This window comes from Amycolatopsis sp. NPDC043887, from assembly GCF_056435665.1.
The window spans coordinates 215,675-239,847 of the sequence record NZ_JBWKEB010000007.1; the positions used below are offsets into that span (position 1 = coordinate 215,675).

Here is a 24,173-nt window from a genome sequence, read left to right on the forward strand (position 1 = left end):
CCCTTACGTCTGTCGCAGCGGGCCGAGCGTGGCGGAAGAATTCCGTCGCAGCGCCTCTCGACCCGGAACCAGAATGGCAAAACGCCGCGAGCGCTGTCAAGGCGACACGGATCGCTCCGCAGGCGAGAGGAATTCGGCGCGGACGCCCAGCAGGCGGACCGGTCTGCCGAGGTCGAACATGCCGAGCACGGCCAGCGCCGCCTTCTCGATTTCGGCGGGATCCGAGGTTCGCGCGCGCAGGGTCACGCTGTGCGTATGGGTCTGGAACGGGGCGAACCGGACCTTGACCGCGACTCGCGCGGCGGGCCTGCCTTCCTCGGCGACGTCCTGCGAGACGCGTTTCGCCAGTGCGACGACCTCCGCGGCCATGGCCTCCGGATCGGTGAGGTTCTGTTGAAAAGTCGTCTCACGGCTACGGGATCGCGCGACGTACGGCGTCGCGGTGACCTCGGCGTCGCCGATTCCGCCGGCCAGGATCCGATACCACGGGCCGAGCTTCGGACCGAACCGGGCCGCGAGGTCCGCCACATCGGCGCCGGCCAGTTCCAGCACGGTGTGATAGCCGGCCTCGGCGAGCTTCTTCGTGGTCTTGGTGCCGATGCCCCAAAGGGCGTCCGTCGGCCGCTCGGCCATGACGTCCCACCAGTTGTCCTGGACGAGTCGGAAGACCCCCGCCGGTTTGGCGAATCCGGTGGCGAGTTTGGCACGCAGCTTGTTGTCCCCGATGCCGACGGAGCAGGAAAGCCCGGTCTCTTCGGCCACTGCCCGCCGGATGTCGGCGGCGAGTTCTTCGGGATCGTCAGAGGTGACGCCGAGGAACGTTTCGTCCCAGCCGAGCACTTCGACGACCACGGGGAATTCCCGCAGTGTCGCCATCACCCGATCGGAGACCTCTTGGTACGCGGGCGCGTCCGTGGCGAGGAAGATCGCCTCAGGGCAGCGTTTCGCGGCGGTTCGCAGGGGCATCCCGGACCGGATGCCGAACTCCCGAGCTTCGTACGACGCCGTCGCCACCACGGCCCGTTCCGCCGGATCGCCCGTGCCGCCGACGATGACGGGCTTACCGCGCAGCTCAGGCCGCCGGGCGACCTCGACCGCCGCGATGAACTGGTCGAGGTCGACGTGGAGTACCCAGGGCACCCGCTCCCGGACGGCCATGAAGCAGACCTTAAGCCCGTTCGGCGATCTCGTCGCGCATCCGCTGCTCGTTCTCCTGCAGCTCGGTGGTGAAGTTCTCGCCGAAGTCCTCGGCTTCGAGGATCTTGCGGACCTCGAGCACGGTGTCGCCGGTCGGGGGAGTGGGGCAGCGCTTCGCCCACTCGATCGCTTCGGCGCGCGAAGGGACATCAACGATCCAGAAGCCGCCGACGAGTTCCTTGGCTTCGGTGAACGGGCCGTCGGTGACGGTGGCCCCTGCCGCGTTCAGCGTGACCCGTGCGCCCTTGGAGCTTTCCTGCAGGCCTTCGCCACCGACCAGCACTCCGGCGTCGAGCATCTCCTGGTTGAACTTCGCCATGGCGGTCAAAGCCTCCATCGGCGGCATCTTCCCGGCTTCGGAATCCTCGTCCGCCTTGATGATGATCATGAACCGCATGCGTCTTCCTCCCAGTGAACCGGACGTATCGCCCGGACTCTACCGGTGGGCGGGAAGACGATCAGGGACGCCCGAACCGGGACAGGTGCACGATCACCGCCGCGGTCACGGTGATCATCCCGGTCAACAGCAGGGTCGGACTGTCCACGACGATGCCCAGCAGCATCAACAGCCCCGCGGTGATGTCGAGGCTGAGAAGGAGAGTCAGCCGGAGCAGGGGGGGCCGGGCGGGCCTGCCGGACCGGAGCCGGGCGGCCAAAGCCGGCTCGGTGAGCTCGAACCAGCGCTCGATCTTCTCCAGTTCTTGCCGATCGTGATGGCTCAGCATCGGTTTCTCCTTCGGCGCGCCCCGGCCGTCGACATCCACGGAATACCCAGGAGAAGGGCCGGATAAGCATCGAATTTCGCCGACCGTTGTATAACGACCTATACGGCTGAGGAACGAAGATCTTTCGAGGAGCTAACCATTGCGCCATTAGGGGTTTCGGCACGCTGAAAGATCGTCAAGGAGGGGAGGGCTCGGTAGTTTCCACGCTTGTGGCCAGGGCGGCCGCGGGCTGCGCCATCTGGGAGGACGCGAGCGATGACCATACCCACCGAACCGATCGGCAGTATTCCCCGTCCCGGCTATCTCATCGAAGCGCTCGGTGAGCACGCGGCCGGACGGCTCGACGCCGACGGACTCGGCGAGTCGCGGGAACGAGCTCTCGTGGAGACGATCAAACGACTGGAAGAGACCGGCTCGCCGGTTATCACCGACGGCGAGCAGGGCAAGCCTAGTTTCGCCACGTATCCCTTGGCGGGCCTCACTTCGCTGGCGCCCGACGGCGTCGTCATCCCGTTCGCCGACGGGCACACCCGGCAGCTTCCCAGGCTGACCGCCGGACCGTTCCGCTATCAGACCTACGCCGACGCCTATCTGCGCGAAGCCAAGAAGTACGCGACTCGACCGGTGAAGCAGGCGGTGATCGCGGCTTCGGCGATCAGTCTCGTCCATCCCGGTGAAGAATTGGCCGGATATGGCAAAGAACAGTTCCTCGCCGACCTGGTGAACGAGGCGGAGGCCGACATCCGCCGCAGTCTCGACGCGGGTGCGGACAGCGTCCAGATCGACTTCACCGAAGCCCGGTTGTCGCTGAAGCTCGATCCGTCCGGCGGACTGCTGAAGTCCTTTGTGGACTTGAATAACACCGTACTGGACCGGTTCTCCGAGGAGGAGCGGAGGAGGATCGGCGTGCACACCTGTCCCGGCGGGGACCAGGACTCCGTGCACAGCCTGGACGTCGACTACGCCGGGCTGCTGCCGACGTTGTTCCGGTTGAACGTGGGCAACGTCTACGTCCAGCTGGCCAGCGAGGCGGATCCCGAGCGGGCACTGCGGGTCATAGCCGAGCACTCTCGCCCGGAGCAGCGGGTCTTCGTCGGCGTGACCGACCCGATCGACCCGCGCGTCGAAACCGCCGAAGAGGTCCGGGACAGGGTTCTGCAGGCCGCGCGGTACATCCCGCCGGACCGGCTGGGCACCTGTGACGACTGCGGTTTCTCACCGTTCGCCGACGACACTTCGACGTCGCGGGACACGGCGTTCGCCAAGATCACCGCCCGCGTCGAAGGTACGCGTCTCGCCGCCGAGTCCCTCTGACGTCGTGTGATGGGCGCCTTCGGTCAGTTCTGCACCGCGACCCGGATGCCGAGTCCGACCAGGAAGGTGCCCATCACCGCGTCCATCGTGCGGCGCACCCTGCCGGAGCTGAAGAACCTCCGCAGCGAACCGACCAGCGTCGCCAGGACGAAGGTCCAGACGACGGCCACCGTGGTGGCCAGCACGGCCAGCTGCAGGGTTTGCGCTGTCGAGGCCGAATGCGGGAGGAACTGGGGGATCAGCGCGAGAAAGAACATCGCGACCTTCGGGTTGAGCAGGTTGGTGAGCAGTCCCTGCCGGAACGCCTCCTTGGGCGCGACGACGGGCGTCACCCTGTCCTTGAGTTCGCTGTAGTCGCCGCGGCGCACGGCCAGCCACGCCTTGACGCCGAGGAAGATCAGGTACCCGGCACCGATCAGCTTCACCACGGTGAAGGCGATCGCCGACGCGGTGAGGATCGCCGCGACCCCGAGCGCGATCGCGACCACCCAGACGAAGACGCCGAGCGCGATACCGAGTCCGGCGGCGATCCCGGCCTTGCGTCCGCCGAGGATCGCGCTGCGGGTCACCACCAGGAAATCCGGGCCTGGTGCCATGGCGCCGAGCAGGCAGATCAACACGAACGACAGTGCGGTGGTCCCGGAGATCATTTTTCGATGCTATCCGGTTCGTCGATGTCCCTGGCCATGACGGCGCCCGGTACGTCGACGCCGTCGGGCGTCGTGACGGTGACCCGTTCGACTTCGGTGAAGCCGAACGACCGGTAGAGCGGGACACCGGGCAGGGTCGCGGTCAGTGTCAGCGACGTGAAGCCCTCGGCCTTCGCGGCGAGACGACAGGACTCGAGGATCGCGCGCCCGAGCCCGCGGCGTGTCCAGTCGCCGCGGACGAACATGGCGCGCACGCGCGCGGGTTCGGTGGCCGGATCGAGCGGACGGTCGTCGTCCGACGCGTCGCCGGCGCCCGCGTGGGTTTTGTTGCGCCTGCTCCAGCCTCCGCAGGCGACGATCTCGCCGTCCGCCTCGTGCACGAAGTAGGTGCCGTCTTCGATCAACCGCAGGTCGAGGCGCGCGATGTGGTCCGCCGCGCTCGCGGTCTGCCGTTCGTCGTAGAACCGGGGGAACAACTCCAGCACCGAGGCCCGCATCAGCGCCGCGATGGCGGGCGCGTCGGCGAGGGTGGCCGTCCGCTGCGGCGGCGTGTACATCGTCATTTCGCGGAAGATAGCCAACGACCGCGGCCCGGACTATCGGATAATCACGTGGTGATCACCGACGATGGCTGCGAGCTGTGGACCTCGGCGACCGGCGGGGGCGAGCCGATCCTGTGCTGCCACGGCGGTCCCGGTCTGTGGGACATGTTCGGCACTCTCGATCTCGGTCCGCGGTTCCGGTTGATCCGGTGGGATCAGCGCGGTGCCGGGCGTTCGGAAGCGCGCGGTCCGTACACACTCGAACGGATGGTCGCCGACGTCGACGCCGTCCGCGAGTGGCACGGCCTCGACCGTGTCCCGGTTCTCGGGCATTCGTGGGGTGCGCATCTCGGCCTCCTCTACGCGCAGGCGCGACCGGAACGAGTGAGCGCGCTCGTGTACGTGTCGGGTGTCGGCCTCGGTCACGATTGGCGCGCGGAGTTCGAGCGGAACTTCGAGCGAGTGGTGCGGGAGAAGCCTCGCGGCGAGGGTCGCGAACGCGCGATATGGCAGTGGACGGCCGATTTCGTGGCCGACGGCGCGCGCCACGCCGAAGCGATGGCGACACCCTGGTTCCCGGTCAACTACGAGGCGAACACGGCGCTCAGTGAGGAGATGCGGGCCGTGCCGGAGTCGGAGCTCGTCTCGGCCTGCGAGTCGCTGCGGGTGCCGACACTGATCGTGGACGGCATGGCCGACAACCGGCCACGGTGGGCCGTCGACTCGTTGGAGCAGGCCCTGCCGTTGGTGAGGCGGGTGCGGATCGAGGACGTCGGGCACGTGCCGTGGCTGGAGGCGCCGGACGAGTTCCGTTCCGCTGTGATCGGCTTCCTGGGCAACCGCGGTGGGGTCGTGAGTGGCGATTCGGGTTAGAGCCAACGGTGTCTTGCGTACCTACCGGAGGTGACTGCCGGTCGATCGCGGGTCCGTGAAGGCCTCCTTCCCTACGCTCAAGGTAGGGAAGGAGGCCTTCACGGACACCAGAACGCCGGCAACGGCACGTTAAGGCTGGTCCAGGTCCCCTCGTGAGTGGTAAGGACGGTTAGAACCCGAATCGCCACTCACGACCCACGTGAGCGTCAGGCCTTGGTGATCGGCTGCTGTAGCTCGGTGACCCACTTGTCCCCGTCCTCCGGGCACTCGAGGTAGAACTCCCGCGCCGGGCCGCTCGCGCGGTACCCGTGGGCGTCGACCCACTTCGCCAGTGCCTGGTAGCTGGAGAGCACGGTCGCCATCGAACCTCGGTGCAGGATTGTCGCAGCGGTCGCGACTTCGGCGAGACGGACCGTCGAGAATCCTTCGGTGCCGTCGGTTTCGGCCGAGATCGGGGCCGCGGCGTGGACCAGGACTCGTTCGCCGTCGGCGTCGTCTTCGTAGTAGGCGACGAGCGGTCCGGACGGCGTGATCGGGCCGAGCGCTCCGAACAGTTCCTTGTACAACCGCTGTACGACCGGCCCGATCACGTCGTTCACGTAACCGCTCGCCGTCCCGGTCAGCTCGGCGACACGCACCGCGGGCAGGCTTTTGACGACGACGTCTTCGGAAGGCATGGTTCCCTCGCTCTCGATCGACCGGAGTCTCGCTTCGACGGCCTTGAGCCGGGCCTCGTCGGCCTCGATGGCCGCTTCGAGTTCGGCACGCCGCAGTCTCAGCATGCCGCGCAGTTCGTCCGCGCCGATCTCCGCGTCGAGGATCTCCTGCACCTGGGTGAGGGTGAAGCCGAGGTCCTTGAGCGCGATCACCCGGTTGAGCCGGGCCAGCTGCTCGCCGGCGTAGGACCGGTAGCCGCTGAACGGATCGACGTGGGCGGGACGCAGTAGCCCGATGGCGTCGTAGTGACGCAGCATCCGGATCGACACCCGGCCGTGCTTCGCGAAATCTCCGATACTGAACATGACGCCTCCCAGCACACAGCCTGACACGGTGTCACGGTCAAGCGGTCATCGCACGAGCCGGAAGAACGACCGCACCTCCTCGGTGAACACGTCGGGCTGCTCGAAGGCCGCGAAGTGACCGCCCCGCTCTAGCTCGTTCCAGTACCGGATGTCGGTGAAGCGGCGCTCCGCCCAGCGGCGGGACGGGCGCGGGGTCTCGCGCGGGAAGATGGAACAGCCGGTCGGCACGGTGATCGTGTCCACAGTGGACTCGGCGAACCAGCTCGACACCTCGGCGAAACTCTCCCAGTACAGCCGGGCGGACGAGGCGCCGGTGCCCGTCAGCCAGTAGAGCGTGATGTCGTCGAGCATCGCGTCGCGGCTCAGCGCGTTCTCTGGATGACCGCCGCAATCGGTCCACGCCTGGAACTTCTCGACGATCCACGCGCACAGCGCGACCGGCGAGTCGGCCAGCGCGTAGCCGATCGTCTGCGGTCTCGTCGCCTGCTGGATCGCGTAACCCGAACCGTCTGCCTTGGCCCTTTCGAGGTCGGCGAGCGACTTCCGCTCGGATTCGGTCAGGTCGTCGAAGGTCGCCGGGTCCGGCGCCGCCAGTGGTGGGTTGAGGTGGATCCCGGCCAGCCGGTCGGGTGCTGTCCGGCCCATGAGCGTGGTGATGCTGGTGCCCCAATCGCCGCCCTGGGCGCCGTAGCGCTCGTATCCCAGGCCGTCCATGAGGCGGATCCATGCGTCGGCTATGCGCTGGATCGACCAGCCCGCCCGCGCGGGTTTGTCACTGAAGCCGTACCCGGGCAAGGAAGGGACGACGACGTGGAAGGCGTCCGCCGCGTCACCGCCGTGGGCGACCGGATCGGTGAGGGGGCCGAGTACGTCGAGGAACTCGAAGACCGAACCGGGCCACCCATGGGTGAGGATCAGCGGCAGCGCGCCGGGATGCGGGGATCGGACGTGCAGATAGTGGATGCCGAGTCCGTCGATCTCGGTCCTGAACTGAAGGATCGCGTTGAGCCGGGATTCCGCGGCCCGCCAGTCGTAGTGCTCGGCCCAGTACGAGCACAGTTCGCGCAGGTAGGCGGCGGGCACACCTTGTGACCAGTCATCGACTGTCTCGTCTTCGGGCCAGCGGGCACGACTGAGCCGATCACGGAGGTCTTCGAGATCGGCTTCCGGGATGCGGGCTTGGAACGGCGTGCTGTCCATGCCGGCTGACGCTAACGAGGGGGTCCGACAATTCGTGGACCTCCGGCGGTCCGAGCGACCGTTCTCGACGACGGGAGCCTACGGAGGCTGTCCGCGTCCGTCGTGCGGGCACTGCGCTGACGGAGGCGCAGCGTGGACACCGTTTGCTGTCCACCCGGGCTCGCAGGGAGGGCGGGGATGCCCGACCGGGTACTGAGCCGGGTCGGAGGGGTGTCTCCGGGGCCGCGACGAGTTGTTGCGCACTGGGGTGCGTCCCGGTCGCCGCCGGCTGGACGGGCAGGGGTGCCGGTCATCGTCCGGGCGGACGGATCACCATCGCCACGGGCGAACTTATGGAATCGTCTCCAACGCGGCCGACGCTCGCTCAGTGGGTCAGTACGACCGGCCCGATCTGGTCGGTAAGTGGTCAGTCAGCGTTGAGTCGCGTTTGAGCGAGATCGTTCGCTGCCTGGTTCGTCGTGACCCTGTCGCTTTTCGCGCGCGCGAGCAGCTCCGAGATCGTCTTGCCGACTCCCTGAACCTGGTTGCGTGCCGTTTCCTCGCTGTGGCCTCGGAGCTGGGACTGAAGGAAGATCACGCCGCCTGAGTTCACACAGAAATCCGGTGCGTAGATGATGTGCCGGCTCCGCAGTTCGTCCGCGAGTTCCGGGGTGGCCAGGACGTTGTTGGCGCCACCGGCGATGATCTTGCAACGAAGCGCGGGCACCACGTCAGGTGTGATCACTCCGCCCAGCGCGCAAGGCGCGAAGACATCCAGTTCGCTCGTGGGCAAGGTGTCGGGGTCGACCACCGTCGCACCGGTCTCGGTGGCGAGCGAGACGGCGCGTTCCTCGTCCACGTCGCTCACCGTGACCTCCGCGCCTTCCCGGATGAGCAGTCGTACCAGCGTGCTGCCCACATGCCCGGCACCCTGCACGCCGATTCGTGCCCCCTTCAGGCTGGTATGGCCGGAAAACTCGGCGCAGGCCCGGATTCCGGCGGCGACACCCAGCGCGGTCCAGGGCGACGGGTCGTCCTGCGCGCATACCGGCGAAGTCACCTCGCCGATCTTGCGCAGGTCGGCTTGATCGGTGCCCACGTCGTTCACGGGGATGAACCGGCTCTCGAACGTGGCGATCGCCCGTCCGTGCGCCAGCAGCCTTTCCTGGGTCTTGTCGGAAGTGTCCCCGAGGATGATGCTCCAGCCGCCACCGAGGTCCAGTCCGGCCGCGGCAGCCTTCAACGTCATCGCACGGGCGAGTGCGAGACATTCCGAGAGGCCATCGTCCTCGTTCGGGTACGGGCGCATCCGTACGCCGCCGAGGGCAGGGCCAAGGCGGGTGTCGTGCACCGCGACGATCGAGCGCGCTTCGCCGGCCGCGTCCCGGTCGATGACGACCCGCTCGAAGCCTTCGACAGGAACCTCTTCCACGGTCACGTTTCCTTCACCTTTTCTCGGGATCTGCGTCGGGACACGGCCACGCCGATCAGGCACAGCGCGCCACCGGCGAACGACAGCGCCGCAGGGACCTCGTCGAGCACGACCCAGCTCACGAGGACCACCAGTACCGGGACCAGGTAGGTGGTAGCGCCCAGTTTCCCGGCCGTTGTCCGGGAGAGCGCATAGGCCCAGGTGGAGAAGGCCACAGCGGTCGGGAACACGCCCAGGTACACGATCTCCAGCAAGGCGCTCGAGGGAGCCGCCGCCACTTCCCGGATCAGCGATCCGGCGAAGGGCAGGCACACCAGCGCCCCGATCGCGTTGCCGAAGGCCGTCACCTGCAAGGCCGTCGCGTGCCGCAGCGCCGGCTTCTGGGCGATCACGCCGATGGCGCTCCCCGCCGCGGCGACGGCGCACAGAAGCACGCCGATCAGGCTGGCGCTTCCCCCATCGGAGGAGGCGAAGCCGACCAGGGCCGCGCCGGCGAAACCCAAGGTCAGGCCGGCCATCAACTGCGGTGGGAAACCCTCTTTGAGCAGCCAGCCTCCCAGCGCCGCCATCAGGATCGGGCCCAGGTTGATCACGAGTGAGGCGGTACCCGCGTCGATGCGTTGTTCACCGGCGTTGAGCGCGACCATGTACACGCCGAACCACGCCACACCCGAGACCAGAATTCCCGGCCATGCCGCTTTGGGAGGGATACCTTGCTTGCGTATCACCAGGAACGCGCCCAGCATCAGCGCCCCGGTCGCGAGCCTGCCCAACGCGAGCGCTCCCGCGGAGATGTGTTCTCCGGCGTCCCGGATCACCACGAACGCCGATGCCCACAGAACGATCGTGACGCCTGCCGCGGCGAGCGCTCGATAGTCGGTTTCCTGGCGTGTGATGGCCACGTCCGGCTTCGGTCCCCTCGTGCCCTTCCCGGGCCGTCGCTTCTCGTCGCGCTCCGGCGCCTCGGCTCCGGCCGCGCGCGTGGCCCGGTTCTCGATCATAACGGCGAGACGGGGAGTCGGCAGCCCAGCGCGGCCAGCCGCGAGGCGGCCTCGTCCCGCCGATCCGGGAGCAGACCGAGGGTGCAGGCCAGTTCGAAACGGGCACCGATCGCTCGCCAGCCGATGACGGCCTCCTCCAGCGCCGCGCGGTCGTCGTGCATTCTGCCGCGAGCGCGGGCGAGACACGCCGCCGCCCAGAGGTTCTCCGCCGCGGCGGGTTCCGCGGCTGCCAGCAGCTCCTCAGCCCGGGGATCGCCCGCGACGACCGCGGTCTCCGCGGCCACGGCCCAGGCATAGGCGTCGTAGAACTGGTGGGTGCTGTCGTACCAGCCGCTCTTCGGTATCAGCGACATGGACATCGCGATTTCGACATCGCCCTGGTGCAAAGCGACCCGGGGGAGGACGAAGGCCTCGAAACTTTCCCTGAGTCCGCTGTGCACGCCGGGTTCCGACAAGTTCAGCGCCCGCGCGGCCCAAGCGTCGTACTCGGGGACGTTTCCGCGGAGGGCGTGCGCCATACCCGCCGCGAGGGCGGCGGGGGCCATCCAGCGCGCCGGTGGGCTGCCGAGGCGCTGCCAGGCGTCCCAGGAGATCTCCGCGTATTCCAGAGCTTTGTCGAGGTGGCCGCTGAGGAGCAGCGGGACGACGAACTTGCCTGCCCGCATGTAGAGACCTCGAAAGGGGTCCTTCCAGGACGCCTCGGCCGCGAGTACCGCCTCCGGAAGTCTCCCGGCCGCGAGCGCGACCAGCGGCACCACGTGCAGCGTGTCGACGATCTCGACGCCGATGTTCGGCTCGTGTCTGGGAAGCTTTTCCAGAAGTGACAGCCGTTCCCCGCACGAACGGTGCGCGCGGGCGAAGCGGCCGGCGGCTCCGTCCGCACTGGCCACCGCGTCCAGCGCGGCCGAGATCAGCACCGGCTGATCGGTGACGCGTGCGGCGTCCAGCGCGATCGAAGTCAGGTCCAGGTCGGGTGTGGTCTTTTCGCCGGTGGCGTTCCAGGCCCGCGCGGCCGCGAGGTAGGCCTCGGCGACAGGATCATGCTGCGGAGCGACTCGTTCGGCCTCGATCATCAGCTCGACCAGTCGTTCATGCGGGACCAGTTCGGTGAACGTGGCGGGAAACCGGTTCCCGACGCAGACCGCGTACGCGAGTGCGATCGCCGCCCCCGCCTGGTCGCCGCCCCGTTCCGCGCGTTCCGCTGCCTGCTGGAGCAGCGCGAACGCCGGCTCGCCCCGGTGCTCGGCCATGGCGACGTCGGCGGCCGAGCGCAGGTCACGGGCCGCGGTGCGGTCGTCGGGGGCCAGCGTCGCCGCCAGTTCGAAGGTGGTGCGCGCTTCGGCGAGCAGTTGCCGTGCGTAGAGAAGTCCGGCCAGTGTGCGAGCGATGTCGTGCTGACGGACGTCCGCGTCCGCGCCGGTCCGGTCGCGCACCGTGGCCCGGAGGTCGTCGGCGACGAAGTCGAAGCGATCACGCCAGGCGCCGCCGGTTTCGACGAGGGTGCGGAGCTCGGCGGCTTCCCTGGAAGCCCAGCGGACGCGCCGTTCTATGGCGTCGCTTTCCGGCAGGGGGACGAGTTCGACGACGTCCGGTGGGAGACGCCAGCCGTCCTCGTCCCGCTGGATCAGGCCTTCCGCCGTGAGCCTGGTCAGGATGGTCTCGGCGTCTTCAGGGGTGATGCCGGCGAGCGCAGCGGCCATCCGGGTGTCGAAAGTACGGCTGTGGAGGGAGAACCTCGCCACCCGCGAGACCTTCTCCTCGTCGAAAGGAGCGGGAGCCGTGGGCAGGGCGACGACCCGCTCTCCGGGCACACCGAGCGGGGCCGGCGCCTCGGCGAGCACGGTCAAGCCCGGGCAATGACGGAGAAGGTCGGCGATCGTCCCGCCGACGTCCGCGTTCCGGCGCCGGCCACCTCGAACGACGAGCAAGGGGCTGCCCTGCCGCAACCGCGCGCGCAGCGCGTCGGACAGGGGATCGGCGGGTCGTTCCACGACGTTCAGCGCCGCGGCGGCGGCCTGCGGAAACGTGTCCGGGAGATGACCGGCCGTGATCACCGTGATGTCGGAGGCGATGCCTTCCGCGGCTCGGATCGCCTGGCGGAGCACGTCCGCCCGGTCGGACGGTGATAGTCCCGTGATTGTCGTCATCCGGTTTTCTGTCAGGCTATCGATGATCTCCTCCGGTTTCCTCACCGGTCCAGCTTGTCAGGTCGTGAGGAACTGACAACCCGGGAAAGAATCTTCACACGTTCGGCGCAAGACGAATGCCGGGTGAGGCGTTTCGCTTTTTCGTCCATAAAGGACGGAATGTGGTCGGAATGGGCGCGGTGATCGTCGGCCATGTGGCGGCGTGAAGCGGTCGGACGGCGTAGCGGGCGGGCACTTCCGCAGTTTTTTCGTTGTGCGATAACGGAAAATCACCGCTCGACGTGCGGTGTCGGTGAATCGCGTGCTAGCGTCGATGGGGGCACCGGAGAAGGCGTCGAAATGGATGTGCGCGCTTGGTGCTGATGGTGTTCGGTCCTGGTTATCGATGGATTAATCGTGGCGGTGGGACCTGGGGCACGCCGCTCAAATGAGCGTATTCAGCTGGATTTCGCGAACAGGGCGAATTCGGCGTGTCCTCAAGTTGAAGTCCTGATTAATCGCACTGGCGGGCGTCGAGCGTCCGTCGGGTGAATCGCCCTGGGCCGATCACGGCCGTGACAGGTGGCGGAGGTACGGGAAGGGATCCCGATGTGCGAGAAGAACGAGCCGACCACAAGGCGGCGGCCGGCTACGGGCTACGAGGGGAGAGGCGAGTGGTGAACGCTCCGTTGCCGCGACAGCGACGGCACGAGACCGCCCACTACAGGTGCCTCGGAGTGGGCGTGGGGCCCGCCAATCTCAGCTTGGCGTCGCTGCTGCACGACAGGGACGAGGTCGCCAACCTCTTCCTGGACAGGGAGGAACGGTTCGGCTGGCACGACGGACAGCAGATACCGGGGGCGACGCTGCAGGTGTCGTTGTTGAAGGACCTGGTCACGCTGTCCGAACCGACCAACCGGTTCTCTTTCCTGTCCTATCTGCATGATCAGGGCAGGATCTACCACTTCATCAACGCCCAGTTCGACGCTGTGCCACGACAGGAGTTCCGCAACTACCTCGAATGGGCGAGCCAGACCAACACGAATGTCCGCTTCGGTGAAGAAGTCCGTGAAGTCGATTTCGACGGGACGTCCTTCGTCGTGCGCACCAGTAAACGGACGGCCACGGCGGACAATGTCGTGGTGGGGATCGGCACCCGGCCGTGGGTGCCCGAACCGGTTCGCGGAAAACTGGGCGGATCGCAGTTCCACGTGAGCGATTTCGTCTCGCACGATCGGGACTTCGCGGGCAAACGGGTCGCGGTGGTCGGAGGCGGGCAGTCCGGCGCCGAAGTCTTCCTCGACCTGATTTCCCGCCCGAACGAACGACTTCCCCGCCGCGTCATCTGGATTTCGCGGCGGCACAACTACTTCCCGATCGACGACACGCCGTTCACGAACGAGTATTTCGTCCCCAGCTATTCCGACTACTTCTTCGACCTCGACCGGTCCGCCCGGGTGGCGCTCAACGCGCAGAACGTGCTGACCAGCGACGGGATTTCCGAATCCACCCTGCGGGAGATCTACCAGCGTTGCTACGCGCGCCGCTTCGTCGACGGTGCCGACGACCTCTTCGCTCTCTTGCCCAACCGGACCGTCACCGATGTGACGGCCGAGCACGACGCGTGGGATCTGACCGTCGAGGGAAACGACGACCCCGGCCTGATCGAGCACGTGGAGTCCGACTTCGTCGTCTGGGCCACCGGCTACCGCCCGGCGACGGCGGACTTCCTGTCGCCGTTGGAGGACAAGCTCGCCCGCGAAGGCGAGGAGTACGACGTGGACAAGGACTTCGCGATCCGCTGGGACGGCCCCCGCGACCGTTCCGTGTTCCTGCAGAACGGGGTCCGCGACCAACGCGGGCTGGCCGACCCGAACCTGAGCCTGGTCGCCTGGCGCAGTCAGCGGATCAGGGACCGGCTGCTCGGGGTGCACTCCAACGAACAGCTGGAACCGTTCATCGACTGGGCGGGCAAACACACCACCGACCTGCTGGACCAGGCGTGAGGGCGGCGACGACACCCGGGATCTCCGGCGTCCCGCCGCGGAGTGCCCCGGCCCGGGCGGACATCGCCGTGCTCGGCGGGGGCATCATCGGCTGCCTCACCGCCCGCGAGGTGGCCCGCCGGGCACCGGAGGCGTCGGTACTGCTGATCGACCGGGATCTGGTCGGCGGCGGCGCCTCGCTGCGGTCGGCGGGGTTGCACACCCCGCGTGGCGCCACCCCGGCGGTGCGCGAGATGGCTCGCTTCAGCCAGCGGTACTACACCGAGTTGCTCCGGAGCCACCCCGGACTGCCCATCCATCCCGTGGCCATGCGCGTGGTGGGCACCCTCGCCGACGAGCCGCGTCTGCGCTCGGACTACCTGCCCGAAGCCGGCCTCACCGCCGCCGAGGACCTGCCGGACGGGGTGCGCCCGCCGGCGGGGTCGGTCGCCTGGTCCGTCCAGGGCGCCCAGTACGCCGACGTGGCCGCCGTGACCCGTGCCGTCACCGCCGGTCTGCGTACCGAGGTCGAAGTCCGCGAGGCCGTCCGGGTCGAGGCGGTGTCCGAGGACGTGGACGGGGTTGGGCTGCGGCTGGGCACCGGTGAGGAACTGACCGTGGGCCGGGTAGTGCTCGCGCCCGGCCCGTGGCTGGGGGCTCCCGCGTGGCGATCCCTGGTCGCTCCCTTGGCGGCCAGGGTGAAGAAGATCGTCGCACTGCACGTCGGAGGGCGGCCGGGTCCGGCCGACGCGGCGGTGATCTTCGAACGAGAGGACGCCTTCCTGCTGCCGTTGCCCGGCCGCGGGCACTGGCTCTTCAGCTACACCTGTCCGGAATGGGACGTCGATCCGGATGCGCCTTCGGCCGGGCTGACCGGGCGGCACCTGGACGACGCGCGGGAGATCCTGCGGCGTCACGCCCCGGGGATGGCGGTGGACCACCTCTCCGGCCGGGTCTTCTGCGACGCCTACAGCGGCACCGGCGAACCCTTGGTACGTGCACTCGGCAACGGGCGGATCGTGTTCGCCGGCGCGGCGAACGGCTCCGGCTACCGGCTCGCGCCCGCCATCGCCGCACATGCCGCCGACCTGCTCGAATCGGGAGGAAGTTGATCGTGGACATCAGTACGTTCACCGGCGAAGGACTGAGCCGCGCGTTCGGCATCGACGTCGCCGCACTGGATCCGGGCGCCGCCGGTGACCTGGGCGTGGGCGCGTCCTGGGGCAGGGTGGCCCCCGGCGTGCGGTCGCTGACCCATCAACACGACGAGACCGAGGTATGGGTACTGGTCGCCGGCGGAGGCGACCTCGTCGTCGACGGTGCCGAACACCGGATCGAGGCCGGAGCCGTCGTGCGCTTCGACCCGTTCGAAACCCACTACGTCACCAACACCGGCGAAGCCGATCTCGTGCTGGCCTCGTTCTTCTGGCGTGACACCGCCCGTGCGACCGCCGCCGCCGGGCGTTCGGTGCGCCGCCGCTTCGGGGAGCGCCCGGTCTTCGTGTTCTCGTCCGCGCCCACCCCCAACGGCGACCTGCATCTGGGACATCTGGCCGGGCCGTTCTTCGCCGCGGACGCCTACACCCGGTTCCAGCGGATGAACGGCGTGCTGGCCTGGCACCTCTGCGGCAGCGACGACTACCAGAACTACGTCGAGACGGCCGGTGCCAAGGAAGGCCGCTCTCCTCTGGACACCGCGGCGCACTACAGCGGGCGGATCCGCGAGACCCTCGCGGCCATGGACATCGAGGTCCACCAGTTCACCGCGACCAGTGCCGACGACACCTATCCGGACGGCTTGCGTGGCTTCTTCGGCAAGCTGGTCGCGTCCGATCCCGTCCGGCTGGCCGAGGCCGACGCGTTGTTCGACCCGGAATCGGGCAGGTACCTCTTCGAATCCGGGGTCAGCGGCAGGTGCCCGTCGTGCGGGGAGACCACCGGCGGCAACATCTGCGAGAGCTGTAAGGAGCCCAACTCGGTAGCCGACTTGGGAGACCCGGTCTCGGCCGAGTCCGGTGCCGCACCCCGGCGCGGCACCGTGCGCCGTTACCAGCTGGCCCTGCACGAACTCGCAGACCACGTCCGTGACCACCACCGCAAGGGCAGGGTGCCGTCCTCGGTGAAGGAACTGGCCGCACGGGTCCTGTCGCGCGGCTTGGTCGAAGTCCCGCTGACCCATCCCGCCGACTGGGGCCTGACCCCCGCCGAGTCCGCGGTGGACGGACAGGTGATCTGGTCGTGGATCGACTACGCCTACAGCATCCTGCACGGTGTCGGCGCGCTCGGGACGCGTATCGGCGAGGAATGGCGGGCAGGCGAGCCGGACGCAGACTGGAAGATCGTGCACTTCCTCGGCGCCGACGGGAGTTTCTTCCACCCGATCGTCGTGCCCGCGCTCTACCAGGCGGCGCATCCGGACTGGGCGCCCGACATCGACTACCACATCAACGAGTTCTACCTGCTTCAGGAAAGCAAGTTCTCCACCAGCCGCCGTCACGCGGTCTGGGGGCGTGACGTGCTCGGCCCGGAGACCGCGGACGCGTACCGGCTCTACCTGGCGCTGACCCGCCCGGAGGGCAGGCGCACCAACTTCGACCCCGACGAGTTCGACGCGTTCACCCGGGACACGCTCGAAGCCCAATGGCAGGGCTGGCTCTCGGACCTGGGAGAGCGACTCGCCCGCGGTCACGGCGGCGAGGTTCCCGACGCCGGTGTCTGGACCCCGGAGCACACCGCGTTCCTGGCCCGGCTCACCGAGCGGCTCGCCGCGCTGACCCGGTCACTGGGCGCCGACGGGTTCTCCCTGAACTCCGCCGCCGCCGAACTGCTGGGCCTGGTCGAGGACACCCGCGCGTTCGCGGCCACGGAGTCGGCCGCCGCGCACGTCGGGGACTGGGCCGACGAGGCACGCACCGCCCTCGCGCTGGAACTGGCCGCCGCCCGGTTGCTGGCCACCTGCGGCACGCCGGTCATGCCGCGGTTCGCGAGTCTCCTGGCGGACGCGTTGGGGCTGCCCGCGGACCGCACCTGGCCGCACACCGTGGAACTGGTGCCCGCGGGAACCGCCGTCACCCTCGCCGGGCGTGTCTTCTTCGGCGCGAAACGGGAGAGCGCCGACGAATCACCGCTGCTGCCCTGGCTGTCCGGCGTGGTCCGCGAGGTGCTCCGGCTGCCCGCCGACGAACCGGTGGCCCATCTTTCCCTGACCGAGCTGGGCATGCAGTCCATGCAGGCCGTCGCGCTGCAGTACCAGTTGACCGACCGGCTGGACGCCGACGTCCCCCTGGAGACGCTGCTCAACGGCGGCGACGTCGCCGGGCTCGCCGACACACTGGTGAAGGATCTGCCCGAAGACGTGGTGCGCAAGCACGCGGAGGTGGGCCGATGACGACGACCGAACGGGAGACCCCCGCCCAGGTGGTGCGGGAACTGCACTCGCGGGGGCTCAGCGTGAGCCTCTCGGGGACCGACCTGAAACTGCAGGGCCCGCGTGAGCGGATGGACGCCGATCTGGTCGCGAAGGTCAAGGCGCACAAGGCCGAACTCGTCGGGTACCTGGACACCCCGACCGGCGCGCCCCTGACGGAGTTGCAACGCGGCTACCTGATCGGCCGCGACCGGCAGGTGGAAATCGGCTCCGCCAGTCACGTCTACCACGAGATCTCCGGCTGCTGGGACATCGACGGGCTGGAACGCGCGCTGAACACGGTGGTGGCGCGACACGGCATCCTGCGCACTCGGTTCACCGAGGACGGGACCCAGATCGAGCAGCGTTCAGCGCCCGTCCGGATCTCCCGGTACGACCTGCGCGGTAAACCCGCCCAAGAGCAGGACGAGCACCGGGAAGCGGTGCGTGCCGAGCGAGCCCACCGCAGCCTGCCCGCCGACGAAGCGCCGTTGCTGGCCGTCGCGGTCACCCGGCTCTCCGATGAAGAGATGCTGCTGCACGTCGACCACGACGGCCTGATCCTCGACGCGATCAGCATCTTCCTGTTCTTCCAGCAGTGGCACGCCGAGTACCTGGGCGAGCCGGCGGAGGCGGGGGAGGAAGCGGCGTTCGCCGACTTCGTCGCCGCCCAGGAACGAGCCCGCGGCCGCGCGCCGGCGAAGCGGTCCCGTGAGTACTGGCTGGCGCGCCTGGACGACCTCGCACCGCATCCGGATCTGCCCCTGCGCACCAGTCCGTCATCGATCACCGAAGCCCGGTTCGCCACGCGGTTCGCCCGCCTTGATCGTCCACAATGGACTTCGCTGAAGAAACTGGCCGCCGGATACGGTCTGACACCGTCCGGATTGCTGCTGGCCGTCTACAGCGAAGTGCTGGCCTGCTGGGGCGCGGGGGACCGGTTCACGCTGAACACCACCGTGGCCAACCGGCCGCCGATCCACCCGCGGATCCACACCGCGCTGGGGAACTTCGGCGAGACCATGCTGGTGCGGGTGGAACCGGACGCCGGCGCGGGGTTCGCCGACCGGGCCCGCGCGATCCAGGCGTCGCTGCGCGAATCGCTGGACAACCGGCACTTCTCCGGCATCGAAGTTCTGCGCGAACTTGCCAGGAGGGGCGGCACGGACGCCCGGATGCCCTACACCTTCAACAGCGCCATCGGCTACGAAGGCGCCGACGGTTCGGCGATGGAGTTGTTCGGCCCGGAGGTGTACACCGAAAGTCAGACCCCGCAGGTGTGGCTGGACGTGTCACCCTACGAGCAGCACGGCGGGCTCGTGGTGCAGTTCGACAGTGTCGACGAACTGTTCCCCGAAGGACTGGTCGACGCCGTCGTCGACGGGTGCCGTCGGCTGCTCGGTGAACTGCTCGATCCCGGTGCCTGGTCACGGCGGATTTTCGACCTGCGCCCGGACGACCAGCGCGCCCGCCGCGCGGAAGTCAACGAAACCGCGACCGAGATCCCCGACCCTGTTCTACCGCAACGCTTTCTGGCGCAGGCCGAGTCCGCTCCGGACGCCCCCGCGGTGATCACCGGAACGGCCGAGATCAGCTATCGCGAGCTGCTCGCCCATGTCCAGCGGGCGGCTCGCTGGCTGCGGGACCGGGGAGTACGTCGTGACGAGCCGGTCGGGCTGGTGATGACCCGCGGGCCCGAGCATGTCGCCGGTATCCTCGCCGTCGTGCTCGCCGGCGGGGCGTACCTGCCGGTCGACGCCGGGCTGCCCCGGGAACGACGTGCGCTCATGCTCGCCGACGGTGGTACCAGGTTCGTCCTCACCAACGCCGGCCACACCGATGACGAGCGCGCCGTGCTGGACCTGGACCTCACCCGTCCCGCGGAGTCGGTGCGGCCCGTGGAGCCCCTGCCCGACGCCCATCCGGACGACCTGGCCTACGTGCTCTACACCTCCGGCACCACCGGCAGGCCCAAGGGCGTCATGGTCACCCACGGCGCGGTCGCCAACGTCGTCGCCGACTGCAACAGCCGGTTCGGCGTCGGACCCGGTGACCGGTTCTTCGGTATCAGCATGTTCTCGTTCGACTTGTCGGTCTACGACGTGTTCGGCGCGCTGTCGGCGGGGGCGGCCGTCGTGCTGCCGGACGCCGATCAGGCGGCCGATCCGGGGCACTGGCTGCGGTTGTGCGGCCGGACGGGCGTGACCGTGTGGAATTCCGTCCCCGCCATCGCCGGGCTGCTGCTCGAACAGGCCGAGGCCGGCGGCGCCGAGGCACTGAAGACGCTGCGGCTGGTCATGATGAGCGGCGACCGGCTGCCCCCCGCGCTCCCGGCCGCGCTGCGGGCGGTGTGCCCCGGTGTGGATGTGATCTCGCTCGGCGGGCCGACCGAGACGACCATCTGGAACATCTCGCATCCGGTCGGCATTCACGAGGACGGCTCGGAGTCGATCCCCTACGGCAGGCCGAACGCCAACAACCGGGCCTACGTGCTCGACGCGGCGGGCCGTGACCTGCCGGACTGGGTCACCGGCGAGATCTGCGCGGCGGGCACCGGCCTGGCGCGCGGCTACTGGAACGACGAGGAGCGGACCGCCGAGCGGTTCGCCGACGACCCCGTCCGCGGCGAACGGATCTACCGCACCGGTGACCTGGGGCGCTGGCTGCCCACCGGCGAGATCGAGATCCTCGGCCGCACGGACTTCCAGATCAAGGTCAACGGCTACCGCATCGAAGCGGGCGAGGTCGAGACCCGGCTGGTCGCACTGGAGGAGGTCCGCCGCGCCGTGGTGGCCCGCGAGTCCGCCGGGCGGGGAGACCGCCTTGTCGCGCATCTCGTGCCCGCCGGGGACGAGCGGCCCACCGCCCGCGACCTCGGTGCGCGGCTGCGCGAGGTGCTGCCGCAGTACATGGTTCCCTCCGGAGTCTATTGGCATGACACGTTTCCCTTGACGCGCAACGGAAAGGTCGACCGCGCGAAGCTGCAGGAACACCAGCCCGGCCAGGCGGCCGCCCCCGAGGCGCCACCGGACACCGAACTGGAGCACGAGGTCGCGCTCTTGTGGGCGAAGGTGCTCAAAGCAGACGTGCCGGCCGCCACCACGACCCTGTTCGACCTCGGCGGCGACTCGCTGGTCGCGGCCCGGATCCTCGCCGGTGTCCGGAAACGGTTCGGTGTCGGCTTCACCTTGGACCGGTTGCCCGAACTGGACACCGTGCGCCGCATGGCCGCGATGATCGCCGCCGCTCCGAGGAAGAAGGGGGACCGCTGATGACCACCCTCGAATCCAGGATCCCGGACGGGCTGCTGAACGCCATCATCGCGGCCCCGCCCGAACCCGGTCACCGATTGCGGGTCGCGCGGCTCGACAGGACCGAGGAGTTCGAGCTGCGGGAGGTGTACGAGATGGCGGGCAGGGTCGCCCGCGCCCTCGCCGACCTCGGTGTCCGGCGCGGCGACCGTGTCGGCGTGCTCGCGCCCAACTGCCTGGAGTGGGTACTGCTGGACCTCGCGGCCCTGCGCGTCGGCGCGGTGACCGTGGGGTTCGACCCGGCGAAGTTCGACGCCGATCCCGCGCTGGCCGTCCGGTACGGCCTGACGGTGCTCTTCGCCGACGGGGACGGCGACCGGGTCCATCCGCTGACGGACGTCCGGGCCCTGGCCACGGACCAGGGCGCCGTCGCGCCCGAACCGGTGCGCTACGTGCCGGAGGACGTCACGACCCTGAAGCTCACGTCGGGCAGCACCGGCGAGCCCAAGGGCATGACCGCGTCGGTCGGCAGCATCGACGCCGGTATCGCCGCCGTGCAGGAGATCTTCCGGCATGGCGCGGACGACGATCTGTTCGTCTTCCTTCCGTTGGCGGTCCTGCAACAGCGGTACTGGGTCTACTCGGCGTTCCGTTACGGACACGACGTCACTCTGAGCACCTACGAGGCCGCTTTCCCCACGCTGCGCAGGGTCGCGCCCACTGTGGTGATGGGTGTGCCGGGGTTCTTCGCCACCGCCAAGGCCTTCATCGAGCGCCAGGTCGCCAGGTCGGGCCCGGAGACCCCGTCGTCGGAGGCGCTGGCCCACGGTGCCCGCCGAGTGTTCGGTGACCGCGTCCGCTACCTGTGGACCGGTTCCGCGCCGGCGGCCGAAGACGTCCTGCGGTTCTTCACCGACGCGGGACTGCCCATCTACGAAGGTTACGGCCTCAACGAGACCTGCGTCGTGACCAAGAACCATCCCGGCGCGCATCGCCAGGGGAGCGTCGGAAAGGTGCTCCCGCACAAAGAAGTCCTGATCGGCGACGACGGCGTGGTGAGCGTCCGCAGCCGGTTCCCGGTGTGCGACCGGTACGAGTTCGCGCCGCCCGGCGCGTCCGAACGGGTGTTTCCCGAGCCCGACCTGGTTCGCACTGGTGATCTGGGGGAAGTGGACGACGACGGCTTCCTCTACATCAAGGGGCGGGCCGACGACGTGATCGTGCTCGAGAACGGCCGGAAGGTGGTGGTGCGCCCGGTCGAAGACCATATGCGCACCAGTCCCGCCATCGCCGAATGCGTGCTGTTCTGCCCTGCCCAGAGCTATCTGGTGGCCGTGGTGTCCCCGGCTTCGCTTCCGGCCGACGAAGCGGCCATCACCGAACAGCTCACCCGCACCAACGCGGCGTTCGGTGCCGACGAGCAGATCCGCAAGGTGGTCGTCGCCGCCGAACCGTTCAGCTCCGCCAATGGACTGCTCACCTCGCAGTTCAAGCCACTGCGGTCGCGTATCGCCGACCGCTATCACGACGAGATCCACGACGACCAAGGGAGCGTGCATGTCTGCTGACCTGTCCACCATCGACGACGCGGTGCGGGACAACCTGTCCCGCGTGCTGAGCAAGCCGGTCGAACCCGCCGACTTCGACCCGGACCGTGATCTCGCCGACGGCTACGGACTGACCTCGATGCAGAAGGTGATGTTCCTGATGTCCGCCTGCGACGACACCGGGGTCGCGCTGGAGACGTTCACCGAGCCGGACGTGGCCGCCATGAAGACGCTCCGCGACGTCACCGACGCGCTCGCCGGGGCGGTGGCCGAATGACCGGGCCGCGCTGGGCGGACGCCGCCCGCACCGAACTGTCCGACGAGCACGTGCTGCTGCGGCCGATCGCCGAGACCGATCGCGAACCACTGCGCACACAGGCACTGGACCCGGCGATTTGGCGCTACTTCGTCCAGCTCATCGAGACCGACGAACACTTCGACGCCTTCTTCGACGCCGCGGTCGCCGACCAGGCCAACGGCGACCGGGTCGTGTACGTGATCACCGACCGGACGTCCGGGCTGATCGCGGGCAGCATGAGCTTCTGCAGCATCAACCAGGACGCGGGGCGGCTCGAGATCGGCTGGTCCTGGCTGGGGACGAAGTTCCACGGCAAGGGTGTCAACCACTGGGCCAAGTACCTCATGATGCGCGAAGCCTTCGAACGGCTGGGCGCCGAACGGGTCGAGTTCAAGACCGACGCGCTGAACAAACAGGCCCGTCAGGGGCTGCGCAACATCGGCGCGGTCGAGGAAGGCATCCTGCGCAGCTTCAACCCCATGCCGGGTAACCGGCGCCGCGACGCCGTCTACTACAGCGTCCTGCGCGCCGAATGGCCCGAGGTGGCGGCCACCCTGCTGGCGGGGAAGAAGGGCAAGGAGCGTGGCTCGTGACCGTCCCTTTGGTCCGTGCCCACGGTGACCCCCGCACCCGCGGCCGCGCCCACGGCGAGGCACTGAGGAGGGAACTGCGGGCGTTCCTCGGCGACCGGTTCGCCCGGCTCAACGCGCTTTCACCCGATCCTTTGGACCTCGACGCGTTACGTCCCGACCTCACCGAGTACGCCCGCGCGATCGACGCTCAGCTCCCGGACCTGGGAGAGGAGATCCGCGGCCTGGCCGACGGCGCCGGCATCTCCCACGACGAAGCGGTGCTGCTGCAGATGCGCCGTGAGGTGCTCGGCTACCGGAAACTGCCGACGATGGGCGACTGCACGACGTACGCCCGGACAGGATCCGAACCGGTGCTCGCGCAGACGGTCGACCTCAACGGCGATCTCGACGACCACATCGCGGTACTCGACGTCCGGGCGGGACCGCGGCGGTCGCTGGTGCTCAGTTTCGGCGGCCTGCTCGGCTATCTCGGGGTCAACAGCGCCGGGCTCGCAGTCGGGCTGAACCTGGTGCTGGCGGGGAAATGGCGGCACGGGCCGTCGCCCTACCTCGCGATCCGGCATCTGCTCGACACCTGCGACAGCGTCACCGAAGCCGTTGACGCGGTGCGTGATCTGCGGCTCGCCAGCTCACGGTCGCTGACCCTGTGCGACAGGGAAACGACCGCGTGGGTGGAGATCGCCGACGACGACGTTCGGGTGAGCGAAGGAACGGAAGTGGCGCACACCAACCATTTCCTGCATCCGGACCTCGTCCCGCGGGACGAGCTGACCGTCTTCGCGCGCAACTTCTCCGTCCGACGGCTCGAAACCTGCGTCGATCGGCTCGCCGGACTGCCGGCGCGAGCGTCCACAGAGGACCATTTCGCGTTGCTGGCCCGCGAACCGTTGCGCGTCGCGGGTGACGGTGACATCCGCCGCGACCGGACCGTCGCCGCGGTGGTGCTCCGCCCGGATCGCGGGGAACTGCACGTGCGCCCCGGCGACCCGGCCGCCTCGTCCACCGAATCCTTCGCGCTGTGACCCGAGAGGA

20 protein-coding genes are annotated in these 24,173 nt (G+C 68.8%); 10 read left to right on the plus strand and 10 right to left on the minus strand.

The window, feature by feature from the left end; translation table 11 throughout:
* Nucleotides 1-96: 96 nt before the first annotated feature.
* From AC069H_RS20315 to AC069H_RS20325, 3 genes are all read right to left on the minus strand, one after another.
* Nucleotides 97-1,158 (minus strand): DNA polymerase IV, encoded by a 1,062-nt coding sequence (locus AC069H_RS20315; protein ID WP_478233403.1) that lies wholly within the window; start codon nt 1,156-1,158, stop codon nt 97-99.
* 10 nt (nt 1,159-1,168) lie between these two features.
* Nucleotides 1,169-1,594 carry a YciI family protein gene (locus AC069H_RS20320; RefSeq protein WP_478233404.1) on the minus strand — a complete coding sequence of 142 codons (426 nt, stop codon included), beginning with the start codon at nt 1,592-1,594 and terminating at the stop codon, nt 1,169-1,171.
* A gap of 61 nt (nt 1,595-1,655) precedes the next feature.
* Entirely contained in the window at nt 1,656-1,922 is a 267-nt protein-coding gene (locus tag AC069H_RS20325; protein ID WP_478233405.1) for a DUF3040 domain-containing protein, read from the minus strand.
* A 255-nt stretch (nt 1,923-2,177) separates the two neighbouring features.
* On the opposite strand from AC069H_RS20325, the gene AC069H_RS20330 reads away from it, so the two are divergent.
* Nucleotides 2,178-3,236 carry a cobalamin-independent methionine synthase II family protein gene (locus AC069H_RS20330; RefSeq protein ID WP_478225975.1) on the plus strand — a complete coding sequence of 353 codons (1,059 nt, stop codon included), beginning with the start codon at nt 2,178-2,180 and terminating at the stop codon, nt 3,234-3,236.
* 23 nt (nt 3,237-3,259) lie between these two features.
* On the opposite strand, the gene AC069H_RS20335 is transcribed toward AC069H_RS20330, so the two are convergent.
* Nucleotides 3,260-3,886, minus strand: a complete 627-nt coding sequence (locus AC069H_RS20335; protein ID WP_478233406.1) for a LysE family translocator — start codon at nt 3,884-3,886, stop codon at nt 3,260-3,262.
* Complete coding sequence (locus tag AC069H_RS20340) at nt 3,883-4,449, minus strand: GNAT family N-acetyltransferase (RefSeq protein ID WP_478225977.1); 567 nt, start codon at nt 4,447-4,449, stop codon at nt 3,883-3,885. Before AC069H_RS20340 ends, AC069H_RS20335 begins: the two co-directional genes overlap by 4 nt.
* 51 nt (nt 4,450-4,500) lie before the next feature.
* On the opposite strand from AC069H_RS20340, the gene AC069H_RS20345 reads away from it, so the two are divergent.
* The gene (locus AC069H_RS20345) at nt 4,501-5,301 is read left to right on the plus strand and encodes an alpha/beta fold hydrolase (RefSeq protein WP_478233407.1); all 801 of its coding nucleotides are present in this window, start codon (nt 4,501-4,503) and stop codon (nt 5,299-5,301) included.
* Between the two features lie 206 nt (nt 5,302-5,507).
* Here AC069H_RS20345 and AC069H_RS20350 read toward each other — a convergent pair whose 3' ends face one another.
* The 5 genes from AC069H_RS20350 to AC069H_RS20370 form a co-directional block, all read right to left on the minus strand.
* Nucleotides 5,508-6,323 (minus strand): MerR family transcriptional regulator, encoded by an 816-nt coding sequence (locus AC069H_RS20350; RefSeq protein WP_478233408.1) that lies wholly within the window; start codon nt 6,321-6,323, stop codon nt 5,508-5,510.
* A gap of 45 nt (nt 6,324-6,368) precedes the next feature.
* Entirely contained in the window at nt 6,369-7,523 is a 1,155-nt protein-coding gene (locus tag AC069H_RS20355; protein WP_478233409.1) for an epoxide hydrolase family protein, read from the minus strand.
* 406 nt (nt 7,524-7,929) lie between these two features.
* On the minus strand, nt 7,930-8,940 hold the full coding sequence (locus AC069H_RS20360; protein WP_478233410.1) for a Glu/Leu/Phe/Val dehydrogenase family protein: 1,011 nt from the start codon (nt 8,938-8,940) through the stop codon (nt 7,930-7,932).
* Nucleotides 8,937-9,935: a DMT family transporter gene (locus tag AC069H_RS20365; RefSeq protein ID WP_478233411.1), complete on the minus strand. Its 999-nt coding sequence runs from the start codon at nt 9,933-9,935 to the stop codon at nt 8,937-8,939. The genes AC069H_RS20360 and AC069H_RS20365 overlap by 4 nt, the downstream gene beginning before the upstream one ends.
* Nucleotides 9,932-12,082 carry a hypothetical protein gene (locus tag AC069H_RS20370; RefSeq protein WP_478233412.1) on the minus strand — a complete coding sequence of 717 codons (2,151 nt, stop codon included), beginning with the start codon at nt 12,080-12,082 and terminating at the stop codon, nt 9,932-9,934. Before AC069H_RS20370 ends, AC069H_RS20365 begins: the two co-directional genes overlap by 4 nt.
* A 656-nt stretch (nt 12,083-12,738) precedes the next feature.
* Here AC069H_RS20370 and AC069H_RS20375 point away from each other — a divergent pair.
* From AC069H_RS20375 to AC069H_RS20410, 8 genes are read left to right on the plus strand one after another with little or no spacing between them, the layout of a single operon-like run.
* Nucleotides 12,739-14,067: a lysine N(6)-hydroxylase/L-ornithine N(5)-oxygenase family protein gene (locus tag AC069H_RS20375; protein ID WP_478233611.1), complete on the plus strand. Its 1,329-nt coding sequence runs from the start codon at nt 12,739-12,741 to the stop codon at nt 14,065-14,067.
* Entirely contained in the window at nt 14,064-15,158 is a 1,095-nt protein-coding gene (locus tag AC069H_RS20380) for an NAD(P)/FAD-dependent oxidoreductase (protein WP_478233413.1), read from the plus strand. Before AC069H_RS20375 ends, AC069H_RS20380 begins: the two co-directional genes overlap by 4 nt.
* Before the next feature lie 2 nt (nt 15,159-15,160).
* Nucleotides 15,161-17,434, plus strand: coding sequence for a class I tRNA ligase family protein (locus AC069H_RS20385; RefSeq protein WP_478233414.1), 2,274 nt, complete (start codon nt 15,161-15,163; stop codon nt 17,432-17,434).
* A complete protein-coding gene (locus tag AC069H_RS20390; protein WP_478233415.1) occupies nt 17,431-20,724 on the plus strand; it encodes a non-ribosomal peptide synthetase in 3,294 nt (1,097 codons plus the stop codon). Before AC069H_RS20385 ends, AC069H_RS20390 begins: the two co-directional genes overlap by 4 nt.
* Complete coding sequence (locus tag AC069H_RS20395) at nt 20,724-22,271, plus strand: AMP-binding protein (protein ID WP_478233416.1); 1,548 nt, start codon at nt 20,724-20,726, stop codon at nt 22,269-22,271. Before AC069H_RS20390 ends, AC069H_RS20395 begins: the two co-directional genes overlap by 1 nt.
* The gene (locus AC069H_RS20400) at nt 22,261-22,527 is read left to right on the plus strand and encodes a phosphopantetheine-binding protein (protein WP_478225988.1); all 267 of its coding nucleotides are present in this window, start codon (nt 22,261-22,263) and stop codon (nt 22,525-22,527) included. Before AC069H_RS20395 ends, AC069H_RS20400 begins: the two co-directional genes overlap by 11 nt.
* Nucleotides 22,524-23,141 carry a GNAT family N-acetyltransferase gene (locus AC069H_RS20405; protein WP_478225989.1) on the plus strand — a complete coding sequence of 206 codons (618 nt, stop codon included), beginning with the start codon at nt 22,524-22,526 and terminating at the stop codon, nt 23,139-23,141. Before AC069H_RS20400 ends, AC069H_RS20405 begins: the two co-directional genes overlap by 4 nt.
* Nucleotides 23,138-24,163: a C45 family autoproteolytic acyltransferase/hydolase gene (locus AC069H_RS20410; protein WP_478225990.1), complete on the plus strand. Its 1,026-nt coding sequence runs from the start codon at nt 23,138-23,140 to the stop codon at nt 24,161-24,163. The genes AC069H_RS20405 and AC069H_RS20410 overlap by 4 nt, the downstream gene beginning before the upstream one ends.
* Nucleotides 24,164-24,173: the final 10 nt, after the last annotated feature.